Source organism: Brachyspira pilosicoli, from assembly GCF_008016535.1.
Classification (GTDB): domain Bacteria; phylum Spirochaetota; class Brachyspiria; order Brachyspirales; family Brachyspiraceae; genus Brachyspira; species Brachyspira pilosicoli_A.
Genome location: NZ_SAXY01000012.1, coordinates 39647 through 62505, shown reverse-complemented (window position 1 = coordinate 62505; position 22859 = coordinate 39647). Strand labels below are relative to the sequence as shown.

At 27.1% G+C, this 22859-nt stretch carries 19 protein-coding genes and 1 pseudogene; 8 read left to right on the top strand and 12 right to left on the bottom strand.

Annotation, left to right across the window (positions count from 1 at the left end; genetic code table 11):
* The first annotated feature begins 62 nt into the window (after positions 1 to 62).
* Complete coding sequence (dnaJ, locus tag EPJ72_RS01705; RefSeq protein ID WP_147730543.1) at positions 63 to 1193, top strand: molecular chaperone DnaJ; 1131 nt, start codon at positions 63 to 65, stop codon at positions 1191 to 1193.
* On the opposite strand, the gene EPJ72_RS01700 is transcribed toward dnaJ, so the two are convergent.
* Positions 1188 to 2231 carry a glycosyltransferase gene (locus EPJ72_RS01700; protein ID WP_147730542.1) on the bottom strand — a complete coding sequence of 348 codons (1044 nt, stop codon included), beginning with the start codon at positions 2229 to 2231 and terminating at the stop codon, positions 1188 to 1190. The two genes, dnaJ and EPJ72_RS01700, sit on opposite strands and share 6 nt — an antisense overlap.
* 77 nt (positions 2232 to 2308) lie before the next feature.
* On the opposite strand from EPJ72_RS01700, the gene EPJ72_RS01695 reads away from it, so the two are divergent.
* Complete coding sequence (locus tag EPJ72_RS01695; RefSeq protein WP_147730541.1) at positions 2309 to 5059, top strand: tetratricopeptide repeat protein; 2751 nt, start codon at positions 2309 to 2311, stop codon at positions 5057 to 5059.
* Here EPJ72_RS01695 and EPJ72_RS01690 read toward each other — a convergent pair.
* From EPJ72_RS01690 to EPJ72_RS13695, 3 genes and pseudogenes are all read right to left on the bottom strand, one after another.
* Positions 5051 to 5875 (bottom strand): pyridoxamine kinase, encoded by an 825-nt coding sequence (locus EPJ72_RS01690; RefSeq protein ID WP_147730540.1) that lies wholly within the window; start codon positions 5873 to 5875, stop codon positions 5051 to 5053. The genes EPJ72_RS01695 and EPJ72_RS01690 overlap by 9 nt on opposite strands.
* A 36-nt stretch (positions 5876 to 5911) precedes the next feature.
* Positions 5912 to 6139, bottom strand: coding sequence for a hypothetical protein (locus EPJ72_RS01685; protein WP_147730539.1), 228 nt, complete (start codon positions 6137 to 6139; stop codon positions 5912 to 5914).
* Between the two features lie 79 nt (positions 6140 to 6218).
* Positions 6219 to 7244: pseudogene (locus EPJ72_RS13695) on the bottom strand (hypothetical protein).
* A 211-nt stretch (positions 7245 to 7455) separates the two neighbouring features.
* Between EPJ72_RS13695 and EPJ72_RS01675 the strand changes: the two are divergent.
* From EPJ72_RS01675 to fliD, 4 genes are all read left to right on the top strand, one after another.
* Entirely contained in the window at positions 7456 to 8148 is a 693-nt protein-coding gene (locus EPJ72_RS01675; RefSeq protein ID WP_147730538.1) for a JAB domain-containing protein, read from the top strand.
* Between the two features lie 3 nt (positions 8149 to 8151).
* The gene (locus EPJ72_RS13255) at positions 8152 to 8403 is read left to right on the top strand and encodes a hypothetical protein (protein ID WP_242004867.1); all 252 of its coding nucleotides are present in this window, start codon (positions 8152 to 8154) and stop codon (positions 8401 to 8403) included.
* Entirely contained in the window at positions 8355 to 8504 is a 150-nt protein-coding gene (locus tag EPJ72_RS13690) for a helix-turn-helix domain-containing protein (RefSeq protein ID WP_439897253.1), read from the top strand. The genes EPJ72_RS13255 and EPJ72_RS13690 overlap by 49 nt, the downstream gene beginning before the upstream one ends.
* A gap of 213 nt (positions 8505 to 8717) precedes the next feature.
* Positions 8718 to 10925 (top strand): flagellar filament capping protein FliD, encoded by a 2208-nt coding sequence (gene fliD / locus EPJ72_RS01665; RefSeq protein ID WP_147730537.1) that lies wholly within the window; start codon positions 8718 to 8720, stop codon positions 10923 to 10925.
* Here fliD and EPJ72_RS01660 read toward each other — a convergent pair.
* From EPJ72_RS01660 to EPJ72_RS01645, 4 genes are all read right to left on the bottom strand, one after another.
* Complete coding sequence (locus EPJ72_RS01660; RefSeq protein ID WP_147730536.1) at positions 10922 to 11806, bottom strand: DMT family transporter; 885 nt, start codon at positions 11804 to 11806, stop codon at positions 10922 to 10924. The two genes, fliD and EPJ72_RS01660, sit on opposite strands and share 4 nt — an antisense overlap.
* Positions 11807 to 11857: 51 nt before the next feature.
* Positions 11858 to 13492, bottom strand: a complete 1635-nt coding sequence (locus tag EPJ72_RS01655) for an ankyrin repeat domain-containing protein (protein ID WP_147730535.1) — start codon at positions 13490 to 13492, stop codon at positions 11858 to 11860.
* A gap of 75 nt (positions 13493 to 13567) precedes the next feature.
* The gene (gene mgtE, locus EPJ72_RS01650) at positions 13568 to 14932 is read right to left on the bottom strand and encodes a magnesium transporter (RefSeq protein ID WP_147730534.1); all 1365 of its coding nucleotides are present in this window, start codon (positions 14930 to 14932) and stop codon (positions 13568 to 13570) included.
* A gap of 17 nt (positions 14933 to 14949) precedes the next feature.
* Positions 14950 to 15624 carry a hypothetical protein gene (locus EPJ72_RS01645; protein ID WP_147730533.1) on the bottom strand — a complete coding sequence of 225 codons (675 nt, stop codon included), beginning with the start codon at positions 15622 to 15624 and terminating at the stop codon, positions 14950 to 14952.
* Between the two features lie 151 nt (positions 15625 to 15775).
* Here EPJ72_RS01645 and EPJ72_RS01640 point away from each other — a divergent pair, with 151 nt between their 5' ends.
* Both EPJ72_RS01640 and EPJ72_RS01635 read left to right on the top strand, forming a co-directional pair.
* Positions 15776 to 16651 (top strand): hypothetical protein, encoded by an 876-nt coding sequence (locus EPJ72_RS01640; protein WP_242004866.1) that lies wholly within the window; start codon positions 15776 to 15778, stop codon positions 16649 to 16651.
* A 345-nt stretch (positions 16652 to 16996) separates the two neighbouring features.
* The gene (locus EPJ72_RS01635; RefSeq protein ID WP_147730532.1) at positions 16997 to 18466 is read left to right on the top strand and encodes a 4Fe-4S dicluster domain-containing protein; all 1470 of its coding nucleotides are present in this window, start codon (positions 16997 to 16999) and stop codon (positions 18464 to 18466) included.
* A gap of 84 nt (positions 18467 to 18550) precedes the next feature.
* Here EPJ72_RS01635 and EPJ72_RS01630 read toward each other — a convergent pair whose 3' ends face one another.
* The 4 genes from EPJ72_RS01630 to EPJ72_RS01615 form a co-directional block, all read right to left on the bottom strand.
* Complete coding sequence (locus tag EPJ72_RS01630) at positions 18551 to 19672, bottom strand: hypothetical protein (RefSeq protein ID WP_147730531.1); 1122 nt, start codon at positions 19670 to 19672, stop codon at positions 18551 to 18553.
* Positions 19663 to 20700 (bottom strand): DUF1385 domain-containing protein, encoded by a 1038-nt coding sequence (locus tag EPJ72_RS01625; RefSeq protein WP_147730530.1) that lies wholly within the window; start codon positions 20698 to 20700, stop codon positions 19663 to 19665. The genes EPJ72_RS01630 and EPJ72_RS01625 overlap by 10 nt, the downstream gene beginning before the upstream one ends.
* Positions 20701 to 20851: 151 nt before the next feature.
* Positions 20852 to 21433, bottom strand: a complete 582-nt coding sequence (locus EPJ72_RS01620) for a biotin transporter BioY (protein ID WP_147730529.1) — start codon at positions 21431 to 21433, stop codon at positions 20852 to 20854.
* A gap of 38 nt (positions 21434 to 21471) precedes the next feature.
* On the bottom strand, positions 21472 to 22851 hold the full coding sequence (locus EPJ72_RS01615; protein WP_147730528.1) for a sodium ion-translocating decarboxylase subunit beta: 1380 nt from the start codon (positions 22849 to 22851) through the stop codon (positions 21472 to 21474).
* Positions 22852 to 22859 lie beyond the last annotated feature (8 nt).

Below are 22859 nucleotides of genomic sequence, written 5' to 3'. Positions count from 1 at the left end.
TTTGATTTTATATATAGAAGCTTTTATTTTTTATGTATTTTAATTAATGAGGATATGTTAAAATGGCAAACAAAAGAGATTATTACGAAGTATTGGGAGTAAACAAAACAGCTAGTGCTGATGAAATTAAAAAGGCTTATAGAAAATTAGCTATGCAATATCACCCTGATAGAAATCCGGGAAATAAAGAAGCAGAAGAGAAGTTTAAAGAAGCTACGGAGGCTTATGAAATATTATCTGATGAGAAGAAACGTGCTCAGTATGATCAATTTGGTTTTCAAGGCGTTCATAGTGATTTTGCTGATGCTTATGGAAGTGGTGGATTTGATTTTTCACAAATGTTTGGAGGTTCAGGCGGTTTTGGCGATTTGGATGATATATTTAGTTCTTTTTTTGGAGGCGGATTTTCTTCTAGAAGTTCAAGAGGACAAAGACGAGGAAATGATTTAAGACATGATATTACACTTTCTCTTGAAGATGCCGTATTTGGCAGAAAGATGGAGATTAAATTAGATAAAAAAGATATTTGTGATGCTTGTAATGGAAGCGGAGCTGAACCGGGTACAAAAACTCAAACTTGTCCTTCTTGTAATGGTACGGGTGAAGTGAGAATGGCTCAGGGCTTTTTTAGTGTGAGAAGAACTTGTAAAAAATGTCATGGTACTGGCTCTATTGTTACTACGCCTTGTAAAAAATGTCATGGAACTGGTACTATTAAAAAACCTAAAACTATATCTGTTAATATACCTAAGGGAATTGATGATAATACTCAATTAAGAATATCTGGTGAGGGAGAAGCTATAGCTAGAGGTGTAAATGGAGATTTATATCTTTATATACATGTTGCACCGCATCAGTATTTTGTTAGAGAAGGTATTGATTTAATTACCGAAGTAGGCATTAATATAGTTCAAGCTACTCTCGGTGATGATATATTTATAGAAACATTAGACAAAAAGAAAGTAAAAATAAAAATTCCTGCTGGTACTAATAGCGGACAGATTTTTAAGTTAAAAGGAAATGGTGCTAATCATATCAATAGATCATCTCGCGGAGATTTGTTTGTTATAGTAAATATTGACGTTAATAATAAATTGTCTTCTGAAGAGAAAAGATTGTTTAATGAGCTTAAAAAAGTTATTCCAAATAATGAAGAGCCAAAATTGAGAAAACCTAGCAGAAATAATTTATAATTTTTTTGTTATTATTTCTAATAATTGATTTACACTATCTTCAATGCTTGGAATATTTTCTATTGAAGAAGTGAGGCTATTATATAACTTTTTATCTTCTATAAGTGTAATTAATTTATTGTATAGAGATATTGGGTTTTGAGAGTTATATATTAGAGCGTTTTTATTATCTATGCTAATTTCTGCAGATGGACTTTTAGAGTCTATTATTGGTATTTGTTTATTATTCCAAGCGGATATTAATTCTATATAGAAAGGATCGTCTATATTATGTATTAAAATTGTATAGGCATTTGATATTATCTTTTCTATATTAGAATTATAATCCACTAACTCTACGTGGTCTTTTATATTTAATTTATTTATATTATCTTCTAAGTATTTATTGTAGCCTACTATTATTAATTTGTATATCTCTTTATTATTTTTTATTGAATTATTTATATATTCACAGTATGCAGCAGTACATTTATATATGCTGTTTTTGGCATCAAAGAAAGTGAGTATATAATTTTCTTTATTGTTATTATAATTAAAAATATATGGTGAGTAGTATGGGCGAACTATTTCTATTGTTTCTATATTATAAATATATTCTAACATATTTTTTGTTTTTTCATTAGCAGATAATACTACATCTATATTAGAAATACTTTTATAATCTTCTTTTAATTTTCTTCTATTGTTATTTTTATATATATGTTTTTGAAAGTTTATTGAATACCATATTATTAAAGGCGATTTTGTTTTCATTTTATTAAACATATTTTTTATTTTATATGCTATTATATTCATTGGATAATCTATGGCTATTATTGCATGAGCATTTCTTGATTGATTTACTATATCTTTTATATTTGGGAGTTTTAATGATAGATGTTTTTTTGTAATATATCCATGAAAAGTTTTTGGGAATTTATTTGAATATAATGTAACTTTTAAGCCTTTTTTATATAGTAAATCTATTAAATTTAATATAAATAGATTTGTTTTATTTTTTATTGTTATATTTGATGTTAATATTATAATTTCTTTCATAATTTATTTTTTGTGTCTTTACTAAAAATTAATATTATTATTTCCGATATTTATAGCAGTATTTGTAAGGAAATATTATGAAATTAATAAAGATACTACTAGCTATTTTTATGCTATATATTTCGGCATATTCCAAAGATATTTTACAATATTCTCAAAAAACTGTATCTGATAGAAATTTAGATATTAATTTAGAAAATGTAAATATAGTTACAAATGATTTTTTTAATAATGCAAATGAAGAAATTAAAATAGATATTATAAATAAATTAAATGAGGCTAAACTATTAATAGAAGAGTTTAAATATAATGAAGCTATTAATATTTGTAATTTATTAGAAGAAAGTTATAAAGATTATTATGATATTTATTATACAAGAGGGATTGCTTATTATAGGCATGGAGATTTATATTATGCTTCTTTAGATTTCAGCAAAATTATAAACTGGTATATTAATGATAGAGAAGTGCATACTAATATAACTGATTTCTTTTACAAGATTAATGAGTATGAATATGCTTTAATAGCTTATATATCTGCGTATAAAATATATAATGATAATTATTGGTTATATTTAGCTGGAGATATTGCTTTAAGAAATTTTGATATAAAGAGTGCTGAGAAATATTATAGTTTATGTATAAAAAATGGCAGTGAATGCGGATACGAGGGTTTTGGAGATATTAGTATTTTTAAAAAGCAGTATGATGATGCCCTAAACAATTATAATGTAGCTGTTAGAGAAAATGTTTCTAATACTGCTAGTTTAATTAGAATAAACTCTAAAATATCTAATGCTACGGTTCAAAAAGAGCTTTATCTTTGGGATAATTATGTAATTTCTAATGATTATAGTAATGCCTTTAGTAAATTAAATTCTCTTTCAAATTATACAAAAGATTATCCTGAAATAGAACTTGCTTTGGCTAAGACTTATTTTAAAACTCAAAATTATACTGAAGCTAAAAGTATGCTAAATGGTTTTATAAGAGAGAATAAAGACTTTGATGAGGCATATGCTATACTTGCTCAAATATTTTTGTATGAGGGTAAAGAGAGAGAGGCTATTAATACATTAGAAGAGGGATTAAAATATTCTTATAATAAGCCTAGATTATATGAAACTCTTGCTAATATGCTTTATAATTATGGATACTTATATTATCCAAATGAAATAATTTCTCAAATTGTTGGTATATATGATATATCTGATGAAAATAAAATAGAATATGCTAAATATTTGATATTTAAAAGAAACTATAAAAAAGCAAGAGAAATATTAGTTAGTGTTAATGCTTATAGAAATACAGTTGCTAATTTGATAAAGTCACTTGAAAATAATATTGTTCTTGATAGGGTTGATTATTTATATAATAATGGACTTTATGTTGATGTTGTTAATTTAATTATGAATAGTAGATTTAATGGTTATGAAGAGCAAAAAAGATTATGGTATATGGCAAGCAGCTATTCTAAATTAGGTTCTACAGATGAAGCAATTAAGGTTTTAAAAAGAGCTTTTGATAATAATATTATAAGTGTTGATAATGTTGTATTATTAAGAGAGTTATTAAGTTTAAGAATAAAATCAAACGATATTTCTGATTATCAAAAAGAGATATATCTTACGGATATGAAATCCACTTTATTTTGGGAAGATGATTTAAAATATAATACTTCTCTTATTACAGATAAAGTATTTGAGTATTTAAGAGCTGATAGATATGAAGAAGCTATTAATTATATAGACGGACTTAAGAATATTGATACTAAAGACCCTTATATAAAAAAGATTAACTCTATAATATATGGTTATTATGCTTCATATTTATATAATCAAAAAGAGTATGAAAAATCTAAAAATATTGTTAATTTAGCTACAAGAATTAATAGAGATAATTATGATGCTATAGCTATAAAAAATAAAATATATATTGATTCTTATTTAGCTTCTATGGGCAATTATAATAATGTTAATGGGTATGTAAAGTTTTCTGATGTGAGAAGAGAGGTTTTAAGAATATCACCTGCTTATATGAATAATGTTATAGCTTTGGCAGAGGCGTTAGCATATGAGTATGATAATAGTGCTTATGACATAACTTATAATATTTTTCAGTATGTTAATATTGAGGGAGCAAAAGATGCTGTATTAGGAAGAATTTATAGTAAAAGCAGATTATATGGATATTCTATTAATGCTTTTGATAGGGCTTCTAAATATATGGACGTTGATTTGCTTTGGAAGGTAGATAGTATTATTAATGTTTCATCTTATCCTTTATCTTTATTTAATTTAAATAAGGAATATGAATCTGATAGAGATTTTTATGCATTATCAAAATTAAATATTAAATTAGGAAATAATGAAGCTGCTATGAGATATGCTAACAGGGCAGTTTTAATTAATGGAGATAATCTTGACTATTTATATCAAATATCTTATGTAAATGAGAGTACAGGAAATACTCGTGAAGCATTAGAAGGATATGAGAACATTGTTAGTATCAATAAAAATCAAGCTGCTGCTAATTATAGGGCTTCTATTGTAGCTTTAAATAATTTTAGAGATTATAACAAGGCTCAGAAATATGCTCTAAATTATATTTCACTTCTTCCTGATGATGGAAGCGGATATGCTTTGCTTGCTAGAATATATAAATTGAGAGCTGAAAGTTATATAGATAGAAACACAAATACTCTTTTAAAACAATCTTTGCAATTATATAAAACAGCATTAAATAAATCTGTTTGGGGTAAAGATATGAATGATAAAAAATATATAGAAAAAGAAATAGAAGATATATTAAACAAACTATTAAAATAAATCTTTTAATAGGTTAAGTCTTTTTTCTATAGATATGCCGTATATTCTATTATCATTTTCTTTTACAGAGAGTTCTATTGCTTTGTATATGAATTGAGTTGCTTTTTTTAATGCATCTTCTATAGAATAATCATTTAATATATATCCTAATAATGCTGAAGCAAAAGCATCCCCAGTACCAGGCATTGCTATATTTATTTTATTAAAGTAGCTTGTTACAACATTATTATTTTCTTTATTGTATGCTAAAGAACCAAATTTATTATCTTTTTCTACACTTGTTACAATAATATTTTCCGAAGCTATATTTGATAACTCTTTAGCCATTTCTATTATATTATCTTCTGTATATTTTTTACTTGCATCTTTATCTAAAAGTAAACATAATTCTGTGATATTAGGTGTTACTATTGTAGCATATTTTAATATTCTTTTAAGTGATTTTATATGTTTTTCAGTCATAGAAGAATACAATTTTCCATTATCTCCTAATATTGGGTCTAATAATACAATTTTTATTTTGAAATATTCTATTATATCTATAACTATATCAACTTGTTCATCGGATGCAAGCCAGCCTATATATAAGGCATCAAATTTTGCCTCTCTCTTTTTTAATTCATTTACTATTTGCTTTAATTGTTCTGTTAAATTAAAAGCATAAAAAGATTCAAAAGCAGTATGATTAGAAAGTAATACAGTTATTAATGGAGATACTTTCATTCCAAAAGCAGAAAGAACAGGTATATTAACAGTTAAAGAAGCTTTACCATAGGAGCATATATCATTTATAAGAAGTACATTACAATCTTTCATTATTATCACTTTTTAATTAATTTAATTTTTATTATTTTATTCTTTAAATATAATTAAGCTGTCTGCATCAGATAATACTTTAAAACCAGACACTTGAGCATAATAGGCAAACTCTTTTAATGTTAAATTATATCTGTCATCTATTTCTTCTTTAGTTATTTTAAATTTTTTACTTCCGCGCATAAATGCAGAATATTCAAAACTATCTTTTCCAAATTTTCTCTCTACTTCAATAAGAAAAGGATTTTTACTAATTTTTTTCATTAAAAATTTCTCCAATAATAAATTGATAAAATAATACCATAATAATATAATCTTTTCAATTACAATTTAATTAAAAAAATTAGTTTTGTTTATTTAATATAACAGTACCCTGATTATCTGGTTTTGTATATGTAACACTATTACCTTCAAATACAAATTTATATTCTTTTGTAGAATACCTAGATGAGTATTGATAAAGAGTTAATGTGTTTCCAGTCGTAATAGGTGTAAATGTATAGTATCTTCCAAGAGAGCTTAATGTTATTTTATCGGAGGCAACAGTTAAAGTTATATCACTAGTTCCATCTTTTCCTGTATATGTACCATTATGTGGAGTAAACAAATCATATCTTTTTAATTCTTCATATTGAAGCTTGTCATTTATCCAAGAATTACCAAATATTAATTTATCATCATAAAAATGTAATTCTTGTTTTATTTTAGTTCCTCCTATTTTTGTATATGTAATAGTAAGTACTTTATTTTCCATGGAGGCAGTTGAGTATATGATATTTAAATTATCATCTATATATATTTATCCTAATGTATCTATTAATATATAATATTTTTGAGTATCATCATAATCATAATAGTAATTTCCAGAATATTGTTTTAATTCTTCAATAGCTTCTCCTATTTTATGGTTATATCCTTGTTTAGCAGCATATTGTTCTTTATGAAATATTGCATTTGCAAATAAATATATATTTTGATTAGTTGCAAAATTGAAAGTAAACATTTCATCATTTTTATCATAACCAGTTCCATCTGTTTTTCCATTAATATATATTTGTAATTTAGTTCCAAATAATGTTTCTGTACCAATTATTTCTGTACCATATCCGTTATATATTTTATCATTTTATAATCTGTATCTTAAATCAAGGCTATTATCTTCATATGTAGCATAATATATTCCATTATGTTCTTTTATAAAGGCTGATATTTGGGTAGGGTCAGTGATAGCTTTTTCTTTTTCTATTACGCTTCCTCCGCCAAAAAGAAGTATAAAATATTCTATATCAAATGGAGTTGTTGAATTTGATTTGCAAGATATTAAAAATAAATTAATAGCAGCTAATATAATAATTAGTTTTTTTGTCATAATATACTCCAAAACTCTATATAAAAAAATGATATAGCTATTATGTAAAAAGTCAATATTTTATCTAATTATTAATTTAAAAAAATAAATAAATATATTTTTTAAGCGGTAATTATGAATTAAATATTGTTTTAATTTATTTAATTTTAGCTTATTTTAAAAAAATATTTGTTTAACTATAGGTAACACTTAATTTAAAGGATATGTTATTATGTTTATTAGTGATAATTTTATTTCAAATAAAAATTATGAAGACCTTTATTTAGACAAAGAAAAAGAGATAGTATCTTATTTACTTTCTAATGGTGTTTCTTTAAATAATGCTAATAATATAACAGATAAGCTTTATTATAGGTTTCATAATTTATATAATATAGTAAATGCTAGTGAAGAAGAACTTTTAAAAATTAAGGGATTAACTCCAAAGAAAGTTTTCATATTAAAAAGTATATCTTCACTTTTAGAATACTATTTAGTTAATAGCCTAAGAGTTGATAGTTTAGAATTTAAGAAAAAAGATTTAATAGAGTATCTTACCATAAAATTTGGCAGATTAAAATTTGAAACTTTTTCTTTAATATGTTTTGATATTAATAAACGTTTTATTTCTATAGAACAAATATTTAGAGGTACTATAGATTCTGCCACTATTTATCCAAGAGATTTAGTTGATAAAGCATTATCTTTAGGAGCTTCTTATGTTATATTATCACATAATCACCCTTCTGGTATAGCTAAACCTTCTAAAGCAGATATTGAAATAACAGAAATAATATATAAGGCATTTTTTATGATTAATATAAAAGTGTTAGACCATATTATAATAGCAGGAAATCTTCATTATAGTTTTAGAGAAAATGGCATAATAGATAATTATAAAGAAGCTGTAATTGCAGGAGTTTGATAAATGGATAAAAATAATTTAAAAAAGCATTTTTTTAAGAGAGTGGTATCCGATTATAAAAAAGAAGAAAATAAAAATAATAATAATGAAAATAATGAGTTATCTTTTTTATACTATATTGGCAGAAGAATACGAATTATAAGAAAATCACAAAATAGAACTATATCATATATAGCTGATATGGCAAAAAAATATCTCCAAAGTATTTGCAAGGAGTTGAAGTTGGAAAGAGAAATATATCCATTACTAATCTAAATAAAATAGCTAGAGTTTTAAATATACCTATATCATTACTTCTTTGTAATGAGGAAATTGCAGATATGGAAAAAATGAAAAATTACTCTCTATTGCTATGAAATTAAAAGATTATTCAGTTGAAGAGTTGGAGAATATAGATAATATTATAAATGATATAAAAAAGATTGAAGAATAGTTTTTCAAATATTATGCTAACTATATTTAACATTATACCGAAATATTTTATATATTTATATAGTAAAAGATATTTTTACATATCATTTATATTTTAGTTTTTAATTATATATAAAAAATTTAGGAGAATTTTATATATGGCTACTAGTGATGCTTTTCTTCAAGACGTTTATAAAAATGCAGTAGATGCTGAAGTTAATAAGAGAAGTCTTACTCTTTCAAATCTTGCAGATAATGCTATAAATTATCAAAGAGAAATATCTGCTTATGAAGATTTAAAAAATAGGTTAAATATATTAACAACTACTTCAAAAGAATTGTATGGTTTTCGTTCACCATTTAAAAATTATGTTGGTACAGGAGAGGGAGTTCCAGATTATTTTACTGTATCTGCTAATAGACTTGCAAGTACAACTACTTATGATATAGCAATTAAAGAGTTAGCAAATAGTCAGAAATTCTCTTCAAAAGCATATAATATGAATGATACTCTTCCTGCTGGTACTATAAAATTAAAAGTTGCAGAAGATGAATATACTATAGATTTTGCAGGCGGAAGCTTAGTCAATTTACAAAAAACTTTAGAAAAAGCATTCGGTAAAAAAATAAAAACAACAATTACACAAAAATCAAGAAATCTTCAGGTTCTCACTATAGACTTGGTAAAAACAGGCTCTAAAAATATAGTAGAAGTAGTAAGCGATGATGCAGGTATATTAAAAGAGCTTAATATGTTTACTAGAAGACCTTATAGATACTTGGGTCATATATTTAATGAAAGTTTAATAAATAAATGGAAAGATGAATCTGATAATTTAACTACAAATTATATGATAAAGAATGATTTTATTGTATTAAAGGGTGTAAATAAATTATCAATGCCTTTACATAGAGAAGCTGAAGCTAATGAAAACATTACTATTTCAATTACGGCAAGGGCTTCAGACACTTTAGATGATGTTGATGAAGAAGCACCTATAATGCCTCCTACTGTTGATTTATCTATACCAGATACGGGGCTTACTTTCAATAAAATAGATAGTGTAATATATAAAGATGTTGAGCTTTATGGTGAAGGATTATCTCCTGCAGATAGTTCTAGGACATTTGAGGATATAAAAAAATATAAAGAAGCACTTGAGGCAGAGAGGGCAGCCAAAAAAGATGTTGAGGCTGAAGCACCTCAGGCAATAGATGCTACAGGATTTAATTCTGAGATAATAGGAGTTAAATATATTAATAAGGCAGGAGATGAAGTTGAAAAATTCTTTGCTTTACCTACAATTAGTTCTAGCTGGCAGAGATTAAATATACCTATAGGAAGTCAGTTTGAAGAGGGTGATGTTATTACTCAGGTAGTTCTTATCAATAAAAATGAGGGATACAATATTTTTTATAAGGATTTATTAGTTGAGGATATGGGCAGAGAAGAAGATGCTCCAAACTATTTAATATCTGAGGCAGCTGATGCTAGGGCTTCAGTTGATGGTATAGATGTAATTAGTGAAAGCAATGAGTTTAAAGATGTTGTAGACGGACTTAATATTACAGCTTTAAAACCTACACCAGAGGCATTTGCTACTACAATAGAAGTAGATAAAGAGAAAGTAGTTGATGCTATAGTTAATTTTGTAAGTGCCTATAATGATGTTATAGATTTACTTAATGATACCACTCATACACCTTTAAATAATGATGTAATGGAAAGTTTAGAGACTATGAGCAGAACTGATATGATAGATTTGGCAAATACATTGGGGGTTGTTTTTGACCCTGAGCTTACTGATACTGCTTTAAGAAAAAAATTATATTATATAGGAGTATTTAGCGGTAATACTTTAGTTAATAATATATCACAGAGAATAAAATCTATTATAGCTTCTCCTTATGAAACAGAGTATGGAGAGGAGTTAGCTTTATTAGACCAGATAGGTATTAATAGAGGAAATGCTGGAGAGGATTGGTCTGTAGTTAAAAAGGGATATTTGCAAATAGATGAAGAAAAGTTTATGAATAAAATAGAAACTCAGATGGACGGTATAGAAGAGTTATTTGCTAATGATACTTCTGGAGATGATATACCAGACACAGGAGTTGCTTATACTATGAATGATTTTGTAACACCTTATTCACAGACTAGGGGTATAGTTGAAAATAGTATTGCTATGACAAAAAGCCGTCTTGATGATAATAAAAAGCGTATGGATGCAGAAAAAGATAGAATAGAAGAATATAGACAGCAGAGATTAGCTTCCTACTATAGAATGCAGTCAGAATTGCAGCAGGCTGAACGCGAGAGAAAAAGACTTGAATCTATGCAAAACCAAAATAATAATGGTAATTAACTTTTTTTAATATTGCTTCCTGTTTCGCATATAAAGATTGCTGATATTATCAAGAGTCCGCCCAAAATTGTTTTGAAATTAATGGCATCTTGCATAAATATAATACCGCATAAAGCTCCTAAAAAAGACTCTAAACTTAATATTATACCAGTTTTATGAGGAGACACATATTTTTGTGAAACGGTTTGAAGCAAATAAGCCATTGCAGTAGCTCCTAATGCTAAATATAAAAATGAATATATAGTTTCATTAGATAAAGCTGAAAAATTAAAAGGTGTTTTTGTTATAATTCCTAATATTAATGATATACTTCCTGCAACCAATAGTTGTAAAGAAGCCATTTTTATACCATTAACTTTTGATATTACAGCATCTATTAATACTAAGTGAACAGCAAAAGCTGCAGCACATAATATTGCAAATAAATCTCCAACTTTTATACTTTTTATTCCGTCTACTGATGTAAGTAAATATAAACCTATTAATGTTATAAATGCTGCGATGAATGCTGCTGCATGAGGTTTCTTTTTATATACTATCCAAGTGAAAAAAGGCACTAATATAACATAAGCTCCTGTAAAGAATGCTATTTTTGAAGCCGTTATAAATTGAGCACTAATTGTCTGAAGCCAAAAACCAAAAAATAAAGTTATGCCAACAGGTAAACTTAATAAAATATCTCTTTTAGTCGTAGTTTTTGTAATTTTAAAAAATATTAAAAATAAAAATATTCCGCCAAAAAAGTTTCTAAAACCAACAAGATAAAATGGTGCAACCTCATTTACAACAACTTTTACAGCAACAAAACTATATCCCCATATCAATGCAGTTAAAAAAAGTCCAATACTTCCTAATTTTTCTTTATTATTTTTATCTATCATATTAATTAAAAGTCCTAATGTATTATTTTGATTTGTGGTTAAAATATTTATTTACAACTTGCTTTGAATAAAATCTATTATCTCTTTATTTGCTATATCTTTTGCAAAATTATACTCTTCTTGTAAACTATAATTTGGATAATTTATTTTGTAAAAGTTTATAATTGATTCGCAAATTTCAAAGTTATTTTTTATTATTGCGATCTCTAAAGCAGTACGACATTGAGAGTTTTTTTCTTTAATACAAATACCCTTAGAAAGCAAATAAGCAACTACTTCTATTTTTTCATTATCAGTCGCTATTATCAATGCTGTTTCATTATTTTTACTTTTTTCTAACAATATATCTGGATATGCTTTTAATGTATATTCAATAATATCCATATATCCCCTTGCACAAGCAAACATAAAAGGATTCCAGCCATTTTTATCTTTTTCTTTTATATCCATTCCTTTTTGTATTAAATATTTAACAGATTTTAAATTATCATATATTACAGCCCACATTAAAAGACTAATATTTTCTTTTTTGTTTTTTAGAGTTAAACCATTATGAAGTAAAAGCTCGATAATTGTTATATTCCCGCTCATAGCAGCATGAGCAAGAGCATTTCTTCCCAAATTATCTGCCAATTTAACATCAGCATTATTGTCCAAAAGTTTTTTTACTATTTCAATGTCTCCAACACTTGCAGCATGCATTAATGGAGTTATATCATCATCATCAGGCATATTAATATCAACATTGTATTTAATTAAAAGCTCAATAATATCTTTATTAGAGGTTTCTATAGCATATATTAAAGCTGACTTACCTTCATCAGATATACCATTAGGTGATATTTTATTCATAAGCAAATATTCAACTACATCTTTATGCCCGCCTGAAGATGCCAGAGCTATAGCTTTAGGAGCATCTTTTTTGGATGTGTAAAAAAAATACCTAACAATATCTAAATATCCGTTATGTGCTGCCGATATAAAGGCACTAGAGAATATATTTTCTTTTCTATCATTTTTTAATTTTGAATGAATATAATGAACGAGTGATAAATTACCGCTAATAGAAGCTCTTGTAAGAGCATATCTTGGTATTTCTAATTCTTGTTTATTTAATATATATTCTACTATTTCTATATTTCCGCTGGATATAGCATAATGGAGTACATTCTCTTCATATATGTCGCATTCATCAAGTTTAGCACCATTATCAGCTAAAAATTTTACAGCCTCATAATTTGATAATTGACAAGAATACATAATAGGAGTGATATGAACATCTGTTTTGGCATTAATATCAGCATTATTTTCTACTAATAATTTTATTATATCAGTATGATTAGAAGAAGAAGCATAATGCAAAGCTGTTGTATTGTTAACATCTTTTTTGTTAACATCAGCATTATTTTCTATAAGAAGTTTTGCTACATCATAATAACCATTAGCAGCTGCACTCATTAGAGGCGTTATAAACAATTTATCAGCCTTATTTACATCAGCACCTGCTTTTATGAGCATTTCTACTATTTGGGTATAGCCAAATTTAGCAGCATGACTTAAAGGAGTAAGTCCTAATACATTTTCTAAATTAATATTTATATCTTTATTTTTTAATAAAATTTCTAAAGCAAGTATATTATTATTAGCTGAAGCTTCATGTAATTCTATTTCTATTTCTCTCATCATAAATGAATATACCTTATTATTATTTCATTTTATATTATATAATATATTATAAAAACATCAAATTATAATATTTTTTTATTTAGCCAATATATAAAAAATTATGGTAGCTATAGAACAATATATAGCTGCCCCCGCAATATCACATATAGAAGTTAATACAGGAGCACCGCTTATAGCAGGATCTAATTTGCATTTTGTTAATATAAAAGGCAAAGTTAAACCAATAACGCTTCCTATAAAAACTATACTAAACATAGATATGCTCACTATTATAGCTATTTCAAAACCTCCCCTTATAACGCCAAGTATACTAGCACCCAATGCCATACTTAATCCCAATATGGAAGAGACCAACACTTCTTTTGAAAGTAAATATATCCAGTCTTTCAATACAATATCCCCTATAGCAAGAGAGCGTATAACTAAAGTTGCAGATTGACTTCCAGCATTGCCGCCGCTTCCTATGAGTAATGGTAAAAATGCTACCAATACTATATGCTTTTGTAATGTGTTTTGGAATATACTTATAACACCGCCTGAAAATAAATTAACAAATACTAAAGCTAAAAGCCATAATATTCTTTTTTTGTACATTGTAAATATAGGCGTAATTTTTAGATTATCATCAAATTGATTGTCATCAGAAGTGATACCAGCCATCTTGTGGAAATCTTCTGTATATTCTTCTTCTGCAATATCTAATATATCATCTACAGTTACAATTCCAACCATAGAGTGTTTATTGTCTATAACTGCTAATGAATGCAAATTATATTTTTTTATAATTTCTATAGCATTTTCTTTATCTTCATATGCTAATATATATGGACAATTATTAACTATATATTGTATAAGTACTTTTTGTCCGCTGAAAAATAATTGTCTTAAAGTAATAGAGCCTATTAAAGTTCTTTTATTATCTAATACATATATTGTAGTATAAGTTTCTGCATCTTCTATATTGCTTCTAACATATTCAAAAGCCTCTTCAACAGTCCAATCTGGTTTTATGCTTATATATTCAGGCGTCATCATACGGCCAATACTGCCTTCTGGATATGACAACAACAAAGATGCTATCTCTCTCTCTTCGCTTCCAAGTAATTTCAATATATTTTTAGACATATCTTCATCTATGGATTCTAAGAATGAAGTTCTGTCATCTGGACTAATATTCTCAAGTAATTCTTTTATTTCCTCATCAGTCATACTTTCTATAATATGCTGTTGATCTATAGAAACTAATTCTGGAAAAACTTTTATAGAATATTCTTTTGGAAGAGTTTTAAATATATTAATTTTGTCTTCAAGTTTTTTGATAGAAGTGATTAAATCTGCAGTTTCTGCTTCTTGCCAGAGAGATAGTATTTCACTGATATCTTCCCATTGATTTTGTTCTATTAAGTCTTCTATTTCCGGCAATAATAATTCTTTTAGCATTTTTACTTTTCCAACTATTAATAATCACTAGACCCTACTAAATAAACCCCTATTTGGAAACCAAAGTCAAATGAAGATATATTATATCTTGAATAGTTTGGAATTTTTTGATTTATATTAAAATCATAATTAAAATATAATCCGGCTGCTAATGCTGAAAAACTATTTAAATAATATCTAAAATCTATTGTGAATTTTATATATGGTATATAAGCATTATAAAAGTTTTCTTTAATTTTATCGTAGTTATAAGTAACTTTATTTTCAGCATATTGAATATTTGCCTGAAGCGGTAATTTTACACCAGAACCTATTCCTAAAGATAAAAATAAAATTGATACTCTTGCCACTCCGCCAATATTTAGAGTGTCAAAATTATATGAAACAATACTTCCGCTATTATCAGTATCTCTAAAGTTGTAAGAACTTCTATAATATCCAATATCAGCGAGTATATCTACACCAAGGAGTCCTGAGAAATCATAAAAGTAACCGGGCTGAAGAAGCACTCCAAAATCAAAAGCACCTGAAGATTTTAGTGAATCAATTTTTTTCCCGTCTGAGGTTTTTATGTCTGTAAAAGCAAAACTTCCAGTGAGAGGTACAAATAAAGCAGCTCCGCCTCCATGTCTTGCAAATACTGTTGAAGTTATCATAAATATTGTGCAAAATAATACAAACAATTTTTTCATAAAACACTCTCTCTAAAAAATAATTCTATATATTACTATATAATAAAACTATATAATGTCAAATTAATTATTTTTTTATTATCAAAAAACTTGTTAAAAATTTTTTATTATATTAGAATAGTTCAAAATAAATTAATATTAAGTTTTTATTATGAAAAGAATATATATTATTACAATACTTTTTTTAAATTTTTATTTTTTATTATATTCACAAGATGCAGTATCAAATGATTATAGTTTTAGAAATCCTTTTCGTGTTTATGAGGTTGATAAATATTATGTTGGTTGGCAGGACACTAGGGCTTTTATAGGAAGACTGCTTTTTGCTAAAAATTTTGATGTTCATAAAAATTTAACACTAATGGATAATAACGCTAATTGGGATTTTAAATCTGTTTCTATCTATATAGAGGGTAGGCTTGCTACTGAGATAATGTTTTATAGAAACAAATATTTTTCTGTGGGTATGGGAGCTGGAATGGATATTTCTATACTTGGCAGAAATACAGGTCTTTTTGATGTGTATGATTTTGCAGGGCAGTTTGCAGTATTTGCTGATTTGTGGCTTCAAAATATTGCAGGCATTAATATAAAAATAAGGTTTATTCCAATGTATCATCAATCCACGCATTTGGTTGATGGGTTTAAGGGTGATTATACGATTAGAAGCGGGAGCAGTTATGAGTTTGCTTCAGTTGCGGCATATTATTATGTAAAAAACTTTACTGTATATTTAGGGGCGGAATTATCTTATAATGCTGTAGGAAATAGTCCTCAGCTTTTTAGAGTGCATACTGGTTTGGATTATAGATTTCCATTTTATAAAGATGTTATTAGTTTAATAGCTGGTATTAATGGTGGTGCTATACTCGATAAAAAAGATAGATTAGGACTGATAAAAGAGCCTTGGCATGGATATGTTAATGTAGCTGTTGGTCTAGAGTTTTATAGATTTACTGTTGCTTTGAAATATGGATTTGGTAAGCCTAGGGGGCTTCAAGTTATTTTGGATACGAAAATAAAATAGGTTTAGAGATAAGTTTACTTTTCTAATATTAGTAAAGTTAAATTAAGCAAAATAAAAAGCATAAAAAATAAAACGTTCCTGCTTTTTAATAATACTTTTATTTATATATAACAATAATTTTCTCATAATTAATAATATTTATATAAAATAGAATATTTCATTATTATTATCAAGAAGAATAATAAAATATAAATATTTATAGTCTTTTTATGCAGTTTATAATAATATAAAATAATATTTTTAGCAATTTATTTATACAAAATAGTATATATTGTACTGTTTTGACTTGAAAAAGTGTTATTATGAGTTATAATAAATGCAATTAATTACAATTGGAGAAAATAAATGAATATTAATAACAATGCTGCTCAATTAAAAAAAGATATTCTTGTAAGAATAGCTACACTTTTTATTGAGGATAGGTTAATAGAAGAAATTGATAGAATGCCTATAGAGATAATACCAAGAGACAGCAAATCAATAAGATGCTGTATTTATCATGATAGAGAGATAATAAAAAATAGAATAATAGCTAGACTTGGCATAAGTGTTGAAGGTAAAGAGGATAGCGGTATACCTTTATCAGAATATGCTAAATTGGCGTTAGAAAGAGATAAACCTACTTGGCCTATGCTTACAGTACTTTATGAGGCTTGCAATGCTTGTGTTAGAGCTAATTTTATGGTTACAGATGCTTGTCAGGCTTGTTTGGCTAGACCTTGTATGATGAACTGTCCAAAAAATGCTATTACTATATTAGATGAGAAGAGAGCTTATATAGACAGCAGTAAATGTATTAACTGCGGATTATGTTTAAAAAATTGTCCTTATCATGCAATCATATATATACCTGTACCATGTGAAGAATCTTGTCCTGTTGGTGCTATTAATAAAAATGAGCAGGGAAAAGAGGTAATAGATTATCATAAATGTATATTCTGCGGTAATTGTATGAGAGAATGTCCTTTTAGTGCTATGATGGATAAGGGACAACTTTTAGACGTGCTTAAATATTTAAAAGCGGATAAAAAAGTTAATGTAATGTATGCACCTGCTATAGCTTCACAATTTAATGCTAAGCCAGGACAATTAAAAAGTGCTTTATTAAAAATAGGATTTAATAAAGTTTGGGAGGTAGCTTTGGGAGCTGATGTTACTTCTGATAGAGAGGCAGCTGAGTTTGAGGAGAGAATGGAGAGGGGAGATAAATTAATGACTACTTCATGCTGTCCTGCTTATGTTAAGGCTGTTAGAAAACATGTTCCAGAATTAATTCCTTGCGTATCTGAAACTAGGACTCCTATGCATTACACTGCTGAAATGATGCGAAAGGAAGATTCTGATGCTATTAATGTATTTATAGGACCTTGTCTTGCTAAGAGAAGAGAGAGTATTGATGATGATTTAGTAGATTATTGTTTATCTATGGAAGAGCTTGATGCTTTATTTATAGCTACAGGAACTGATGTTGCTAAAGAGCCTGATTTAGATGTAGGTACTGTTCCTACTGCTTCTGGAAGAAAATATGCTATGAGTGGCGGAGTTGCTGAGGCAGTTAAAATAAGATTAAAACACCCTGAAAAATTAAAATCTGCTGTTATTAATGGTCTTGATAAAGAAGGTATGAAACAATTAAGAGGTTATGGTAAAGTACAATCTGGAGAGACTCCTGTTACTGATGATACTCCGAATTTGGTTGAGGTTATGGCTTGTAATGGCGGATGTGTGGGGGGACCTTGTGTAGTTAAAAACCCTAAAGCTGCTACTGTACAATTACAAAGATATGCTTCTACTGGTAAAGAATTAAATAAATAATAATAAATATATATTATCAAATAATTTTTAAGCACATATTATAAAAAATAATATGTGCTTTTTTAATATATATTAAAAAATATGTTAAAATACACTATGCATAGATTCTTTTATAGCATTACCGTTAATATTTAATTGTTCATTATCAATGGTAACATAACCATTTAAAATTCCTAAAGATATAGTGTTATCCATTTTAGTGATATTTCCAAATGAGTCTTTATTTTCTTTTCCTGTGAGATTAAATACTAAACTAAAACCTAATTCTTTAGAATAAAAGTCTATACTATCTTTGTATTGATGAGATATAAAAGTATCATATACATACCATTTGTTTCTGTATAATATTTTTATAATTTTAGAGTTTTGAGATTCTGGTTTACTATCATATATAAGTATAGGTATTGGTTTTGTGCTGTATGAAGAATATACTAATGCCATTATAATATTATGCATATATCTTGATGGAGTTCTTCCTACGGTATTAAAAATTAAAATAGAACTTCTTTCATCTATAGTATTATCGCTCCCGGGTACTGTTAAATATCCTTTAGGAATGCCAAAATAAAATGCATTATATAATGCTCTGTTTCCTTTCCAATTTATCATAGATGCATGAAAGTTTGTGAATTTAAAACTTAATTCACTATTAATTAAATTATTTATAGAAGTTTCCAAATTAATTTTTGTATTTTCAAAATTAGGTATTTCCAAATTAAAAGAACCTTCTGTTTTTCTAAATTGGCTTCTTATAAAATTGTCATAAAAATCTAAAAAATTTTTTTTATCTTCTTTTATTGTGAAGTTTTGAAAATCTCCATCTAATATATTAAATGCATTATATGAGAAATATCTTTTTAATCCATATTTATATAATTGCCAAAATATTATATTATTATCATGAAATAAACACATATAAATAGATTCTTTTATATTATCATTAATAACTATAGATTTAGGAATATTAGTAAAAGTTCCAGTATAATATATTCCTTTTTTATTCATAATATTATTATTTTCAATAGTAGGAATATTATTTTTTATAAAAGATTTATTGGGAACAGTATAATAATTAATATATATAAATAAGCATATAGATAATATTATAACAACTATAACAAAAGCTACTAAAATATATTTTTTTATATAGCTTGCTGAATATTCATAATAATCATCATTTGCTATTAAACGTTTTTTTATACGCATAACTGAGCTTCATTTTCCTTTTCAATCTCAGCCTTTACTTCTTCTTCGCTTCTTTCTCCTATAGAATCATCTAATAATTTGTTTAGAGCAAATAAAGCAACTTCCAATTCATCATCTTTTGGTCTTTTAGTTGTTATTTTTTGAAGCAGCAAACCCGGAAGTATTGCAAGTCTCATTAACGGAAAATTATAAAATATAAAACCTAATTTTAATAATTCATAAGATATTCCAGACACTATAGGAAGCAAAATTATATTCATAGCAAGTACAGTAAGATTACCCAAAATTTTAGGCGGAATATATGCTGCATAAATATAAGAATATACAAAATAACTTGTAAACATATAAAGAAGTATAGAAACAGTTAATACCAAAAACATAAAAGTAGTACCGCATCTTGGATGTATAGTTGTATAATCTCTTATATTGTTCATGTCTGGATTAAGCCCATGTTCATATGCATTAACAACCATATGTTCAGCACCATGATATTCAAATACTCTTCTCACATCGCTAAACAAAGAAATAACAAGTAAATATCCAATAAATATACCTAATTTTATAACACCTCTTGTAAGATTAAATAATATAACATGTTCTTTCTCGTTTATACCTATTAGAGTTGTAATGAAATATGGCAATGCTATAAAAAGTCCAATAGCAAAGAATAAAGAAACTAACATACTTAAAGTCATAGCAACACTTTCTTTTTTACTATTTTCTTCTTTTGTAAGATTTTTTTTGTTTTTTTCTTTTTCTTCTTCAAGTCCTGCAGTGTTAACAGAGAAAACTAAAGTCTTATAACCTAATTTCATCATATCTATAAAGTTTACAATCCCTCTAAAGAAAAACATTTTACTTAATTTATTTTTATTAGCTTCTACTTTGTGTTTTATAAAATCTATTTTTTTATTCGGCTTTCTAACAGCCACAACATAATGAGTTTTATTTCTAAGCATAATGCCTTCTATTACAGCCTGTCCGCCGACACCTTGTTTTATCCTATTTTCATCCAATTTACTTTTCATTAATGATTATCCTCAAGTAAAAGTTTTTGTATATGATATAACAAATATATTATTTTTCAAGTGTGTAATTTCAATAGTGTATAATATTTGCAATAAAAAAGGAAGCTCAAAAAATTGAACTTCCTTTTTTTATATTAATAAAAATATTATATTATTTGTTTTTTAATACAACAGTCATTAATGAAGAAAGAGCTATAGCTTTCACACAATCACCAATAAGAAAAGGAACACTTCCTTTCATTATAACTTCTATTAAAGTGTATGGAGTGCCAACATTTGCAGACCATATGTATAAACCTATCATACCGCAAATATGTATTATAGCAATTTGTGATACAAACAATATTACAGAAGTTTTTACAAAGCTTACAGCATTATTTTTTTCAGTATATTTACCTAATACTAAAGCACATAAAGCATAACCTACTAAATAACCAGTAGTAGCACCTAAAGCATTTGGAGCTATTGTAGAAGGAAGTCCCATAGAACCTGCTAATATAAATAAAGCTACAGAAACGAAAGCCCAAAAACCACCAAGTGTTAAAGCACTAGCACATACAGCAAAAGTAGCAAAGTTAATAGGTACAGGTGTGAATGGTAAATATATTTTTATTTGTGAAGCAATAGCTAAAGCAATAGCAAAAACAAAAGCAAGTGATAATTTTTTTACAGCAGAAGCATCATTAATTAAATAAGCTCTAGCAGTATTATATCTTTTTAATATTGTAGTCATAATTTTTAACTCCTTTATTTATATTTTAATAATTTTTATTAACCTAATATAGCAAGCAGTACACCAGCAGCAACAGCAGAACCAATTACTCCTGAAACATTAGGTCCCATAGCATGCATAAGCAAGAAGTTATGAGGATTAGCTTCTTGACCAACTTTGTTAGCAACCCTAGCAGCCATAGGAACAGCAGATACACCAGCAGCTCCTATTAAAGGATTGATTTTATCTTTACTAAATGCATTCATTAATTTAGCAAGTAAAACACCGCCTGCAGTACCCATAGAGAATGCTACTAAACCTAATACCAATATACCAAGTGTTTCAAAACGTAAGAATTTATCAGCAGCCAATTTACTTCCTACAGATAAACCTAACATTATAGTAACAATGTTAATTAATTCATTTTGAGCAGTTTTTGATAATCTGTCAGTAACACCAGATTCTTTAATTAAATTACCAAACATCAAAGCACCAATTAAAGGAGCAGCATCTGGTAAAAGTAAAGCAACAAGTATGATAACTACAAGAGGGAATATGATTTTCTCTCTTTTGCTAACAGGACGTAACTGCTTCATTTCAATTTTTCTTTCATTTTCAGTAGTAAGCCATTTCATAATAGGAGGCTGAATAATAGGAACTAAAGCCATATAAGAATAAGCAGCAACAGCAATAGCACCCAATAAACTAGGTGAAAGTCTTGAAGCTGTAAATATAGCAGTAGGACCGTCAGCACCGCCTATAATACCTATAGAAGCAGCATCTTTAAGTGAGAAATTGATAATAGGCACATAAGTAGATAAAACCATAGCACCAAGTAAAGTACCAAATATACCTATCTGAGCAGCAGCACCAAGCAAAGCAGTTTTAGGGTTAGCAATAAGCGGACCAAAATCTGTCATAGCACCAACACCAATAAAGATGAATAGCGGGAATAATCCAGATTCAATACCAAAAGTATATATTTGACCCAAGAACCCACCGCTGCTTATAGTAACAGGAAGCCCATTAATAATTTCTACAACAGGCAAAGCTGCAATATTAGCAACAGGTATATTAGCAAGTATTCCGCCCATACCTATAGGAATAAGAAGAAGCGGTTCAAAACCTTTAGCTATAGCAAGATATACTAAAAGTAAACCTACACAAATCATAATAATATTCTGCCATAGCGGAGCAGTTTTTACTTTAATATCATTAAGTTTTGTTTGATATTTTTCTTGTTTACTTTTTTCAGCTTTCACTTGAGCATCAGCTATTTCTTTTTCGCTTCTAGGGAAAAGTCCGCCAAAAGCAGTATTTCTAGCTAAAGAGATAAGTGATTCTTTTATATCAATAGGTTTATATTCTTCATTTCCTTGTGCTAAAACTACAGATGCCGTCATCAAGACAAGTGTAAATACTAAAAATATTTTTTTCATTCTTTTTC

Excerpts from the sequence above, each read along its gene's own strand:
- EPJ72_RS01630 (WP_147730531.1), bottom strand. The coding sequence starts at position 19,672 with ATGCGTATAAAAAAACGTTTAATAGCAAATGATGATTATTATGAATAT.
- dnaJ (WP_147730543.1), top strand. The coding sequence starts at position 63 with ATGGCAAACAAAAGAGATTATTACGAAGTATTGGGAGTAAACAAAACA.
- EPJ72_RS01635 (WP_147730532.1), top strand. The coding sequence starts at position 16,997 with ATGAATATTAATAACAATGCTGCTCAATTAAAAAAAGATATTCTTGTA.
- EPJ72_RS01625 (WP_147730530.1), bottom strand. The coding sequence starts at position 20,700 with ATGAAAAGTAAATTGGATGAAAATAGGATAAAACAAGGTGTCGGCGGA.
- EPJ72_RS01690 (WP_147730540.1), bottom strand. The coding sequence starts at position 5,875 with ATGAAAGATTGTAATGTACTTCTTATAAATGATATATGCTCCTATGGT.
- EPJ72_RS01655 (WP_147730535.1), bottom strand. The coding sequence starts at position 13,492 with ATGATGAGAGAAATAGAAATAGAATTACATGAAGCTTCAGCTAATAAT.
- fliD (WP_147730537.1), top strand. The coding sequence starts at position 8,718 with ATGGCTACTAGTGATGCTTTTCTTCAAGACGTTTATAAAAATGCAGTA.
- EPJ72_RS01620 (WP_147730529.1), bottom strand. The coding sequence starts at position 21,433 with ATGACTACAATATTAAAAAGATATAATACTGCTAGAGCTTATTTAATT.
- EPJ72_RS01685 (WP_147730539.1), bottom strand. The coding sequence starts at position 6,139 with ATGAAAAAAATTAGTAAAAATCCTTTTCTTATTGAAGTAGAGAGAAAA.
- EPJ72_RS01660 (WP_147730536.1), bottom strand. The coding sequence starts at position 11,806 with ATGATAGATAAAAATAATAAAGAAAAATTAGGAAGTATTGGACTTTTT.
- EPJ72_RS01640 (WP_242004866.1), top strand. The coding sequence starts at position 15,776 with ATGAAAAGAATATATATTATTACAATACTTTTTTTAAATTTTTATTTT.
- EPJ72_RS01700 (WP_147730542.1), bottom strand. The coding sequence starts at position 2,231 with ATGAAAGAAATTATAATATTAACATCAAATATAACAATAAAAAATAAA.
- EPJ72_RS13255 (WP_242004867.1), top strand. The coding sequence starts at position 8,152 with ATGGATAAAAATAATTTAAAAAAGCATTTTTTTAAGAGAGTGGTATCC.
- mgtE (WP_147730534.1), bottom strand. The coding sequence starts at position 14,932 with ATGCTAAAAGAATTATTATTGCCGGAAATAGAAGACTTAATAGAACAA.
- EPJ72_RS01675 (WP_147730538.1), top strand. The coding sequence starts at position 7,456 with ATGTTTATTAGTGATAATTTTATTTCAAATAAAAATTATGAAGACCTT.
- EPJ72_RS01615 (WP_147730528.1), bottom strand. The coding sequence starts at position 22,851 with ATGAAAAAAATATTTTTAGTATTTACACTTGTCTTGATGACGGCATCT.
- EPJ72_RS01695 (WP_147730541.1), top strand. The coding sequence starts at position 2,309 with ATGAAATTAATAAAGATACTACTAGCTATTTTTATGCTATATATTTCG.
- EPJ72_RS01645 (WP_147730533.1), bottom strand. The coding sequence starts at position 15,624 with ATGAAAAAATTGTTTGTATTATTTTGCACAATATTTATGATAACTTCA.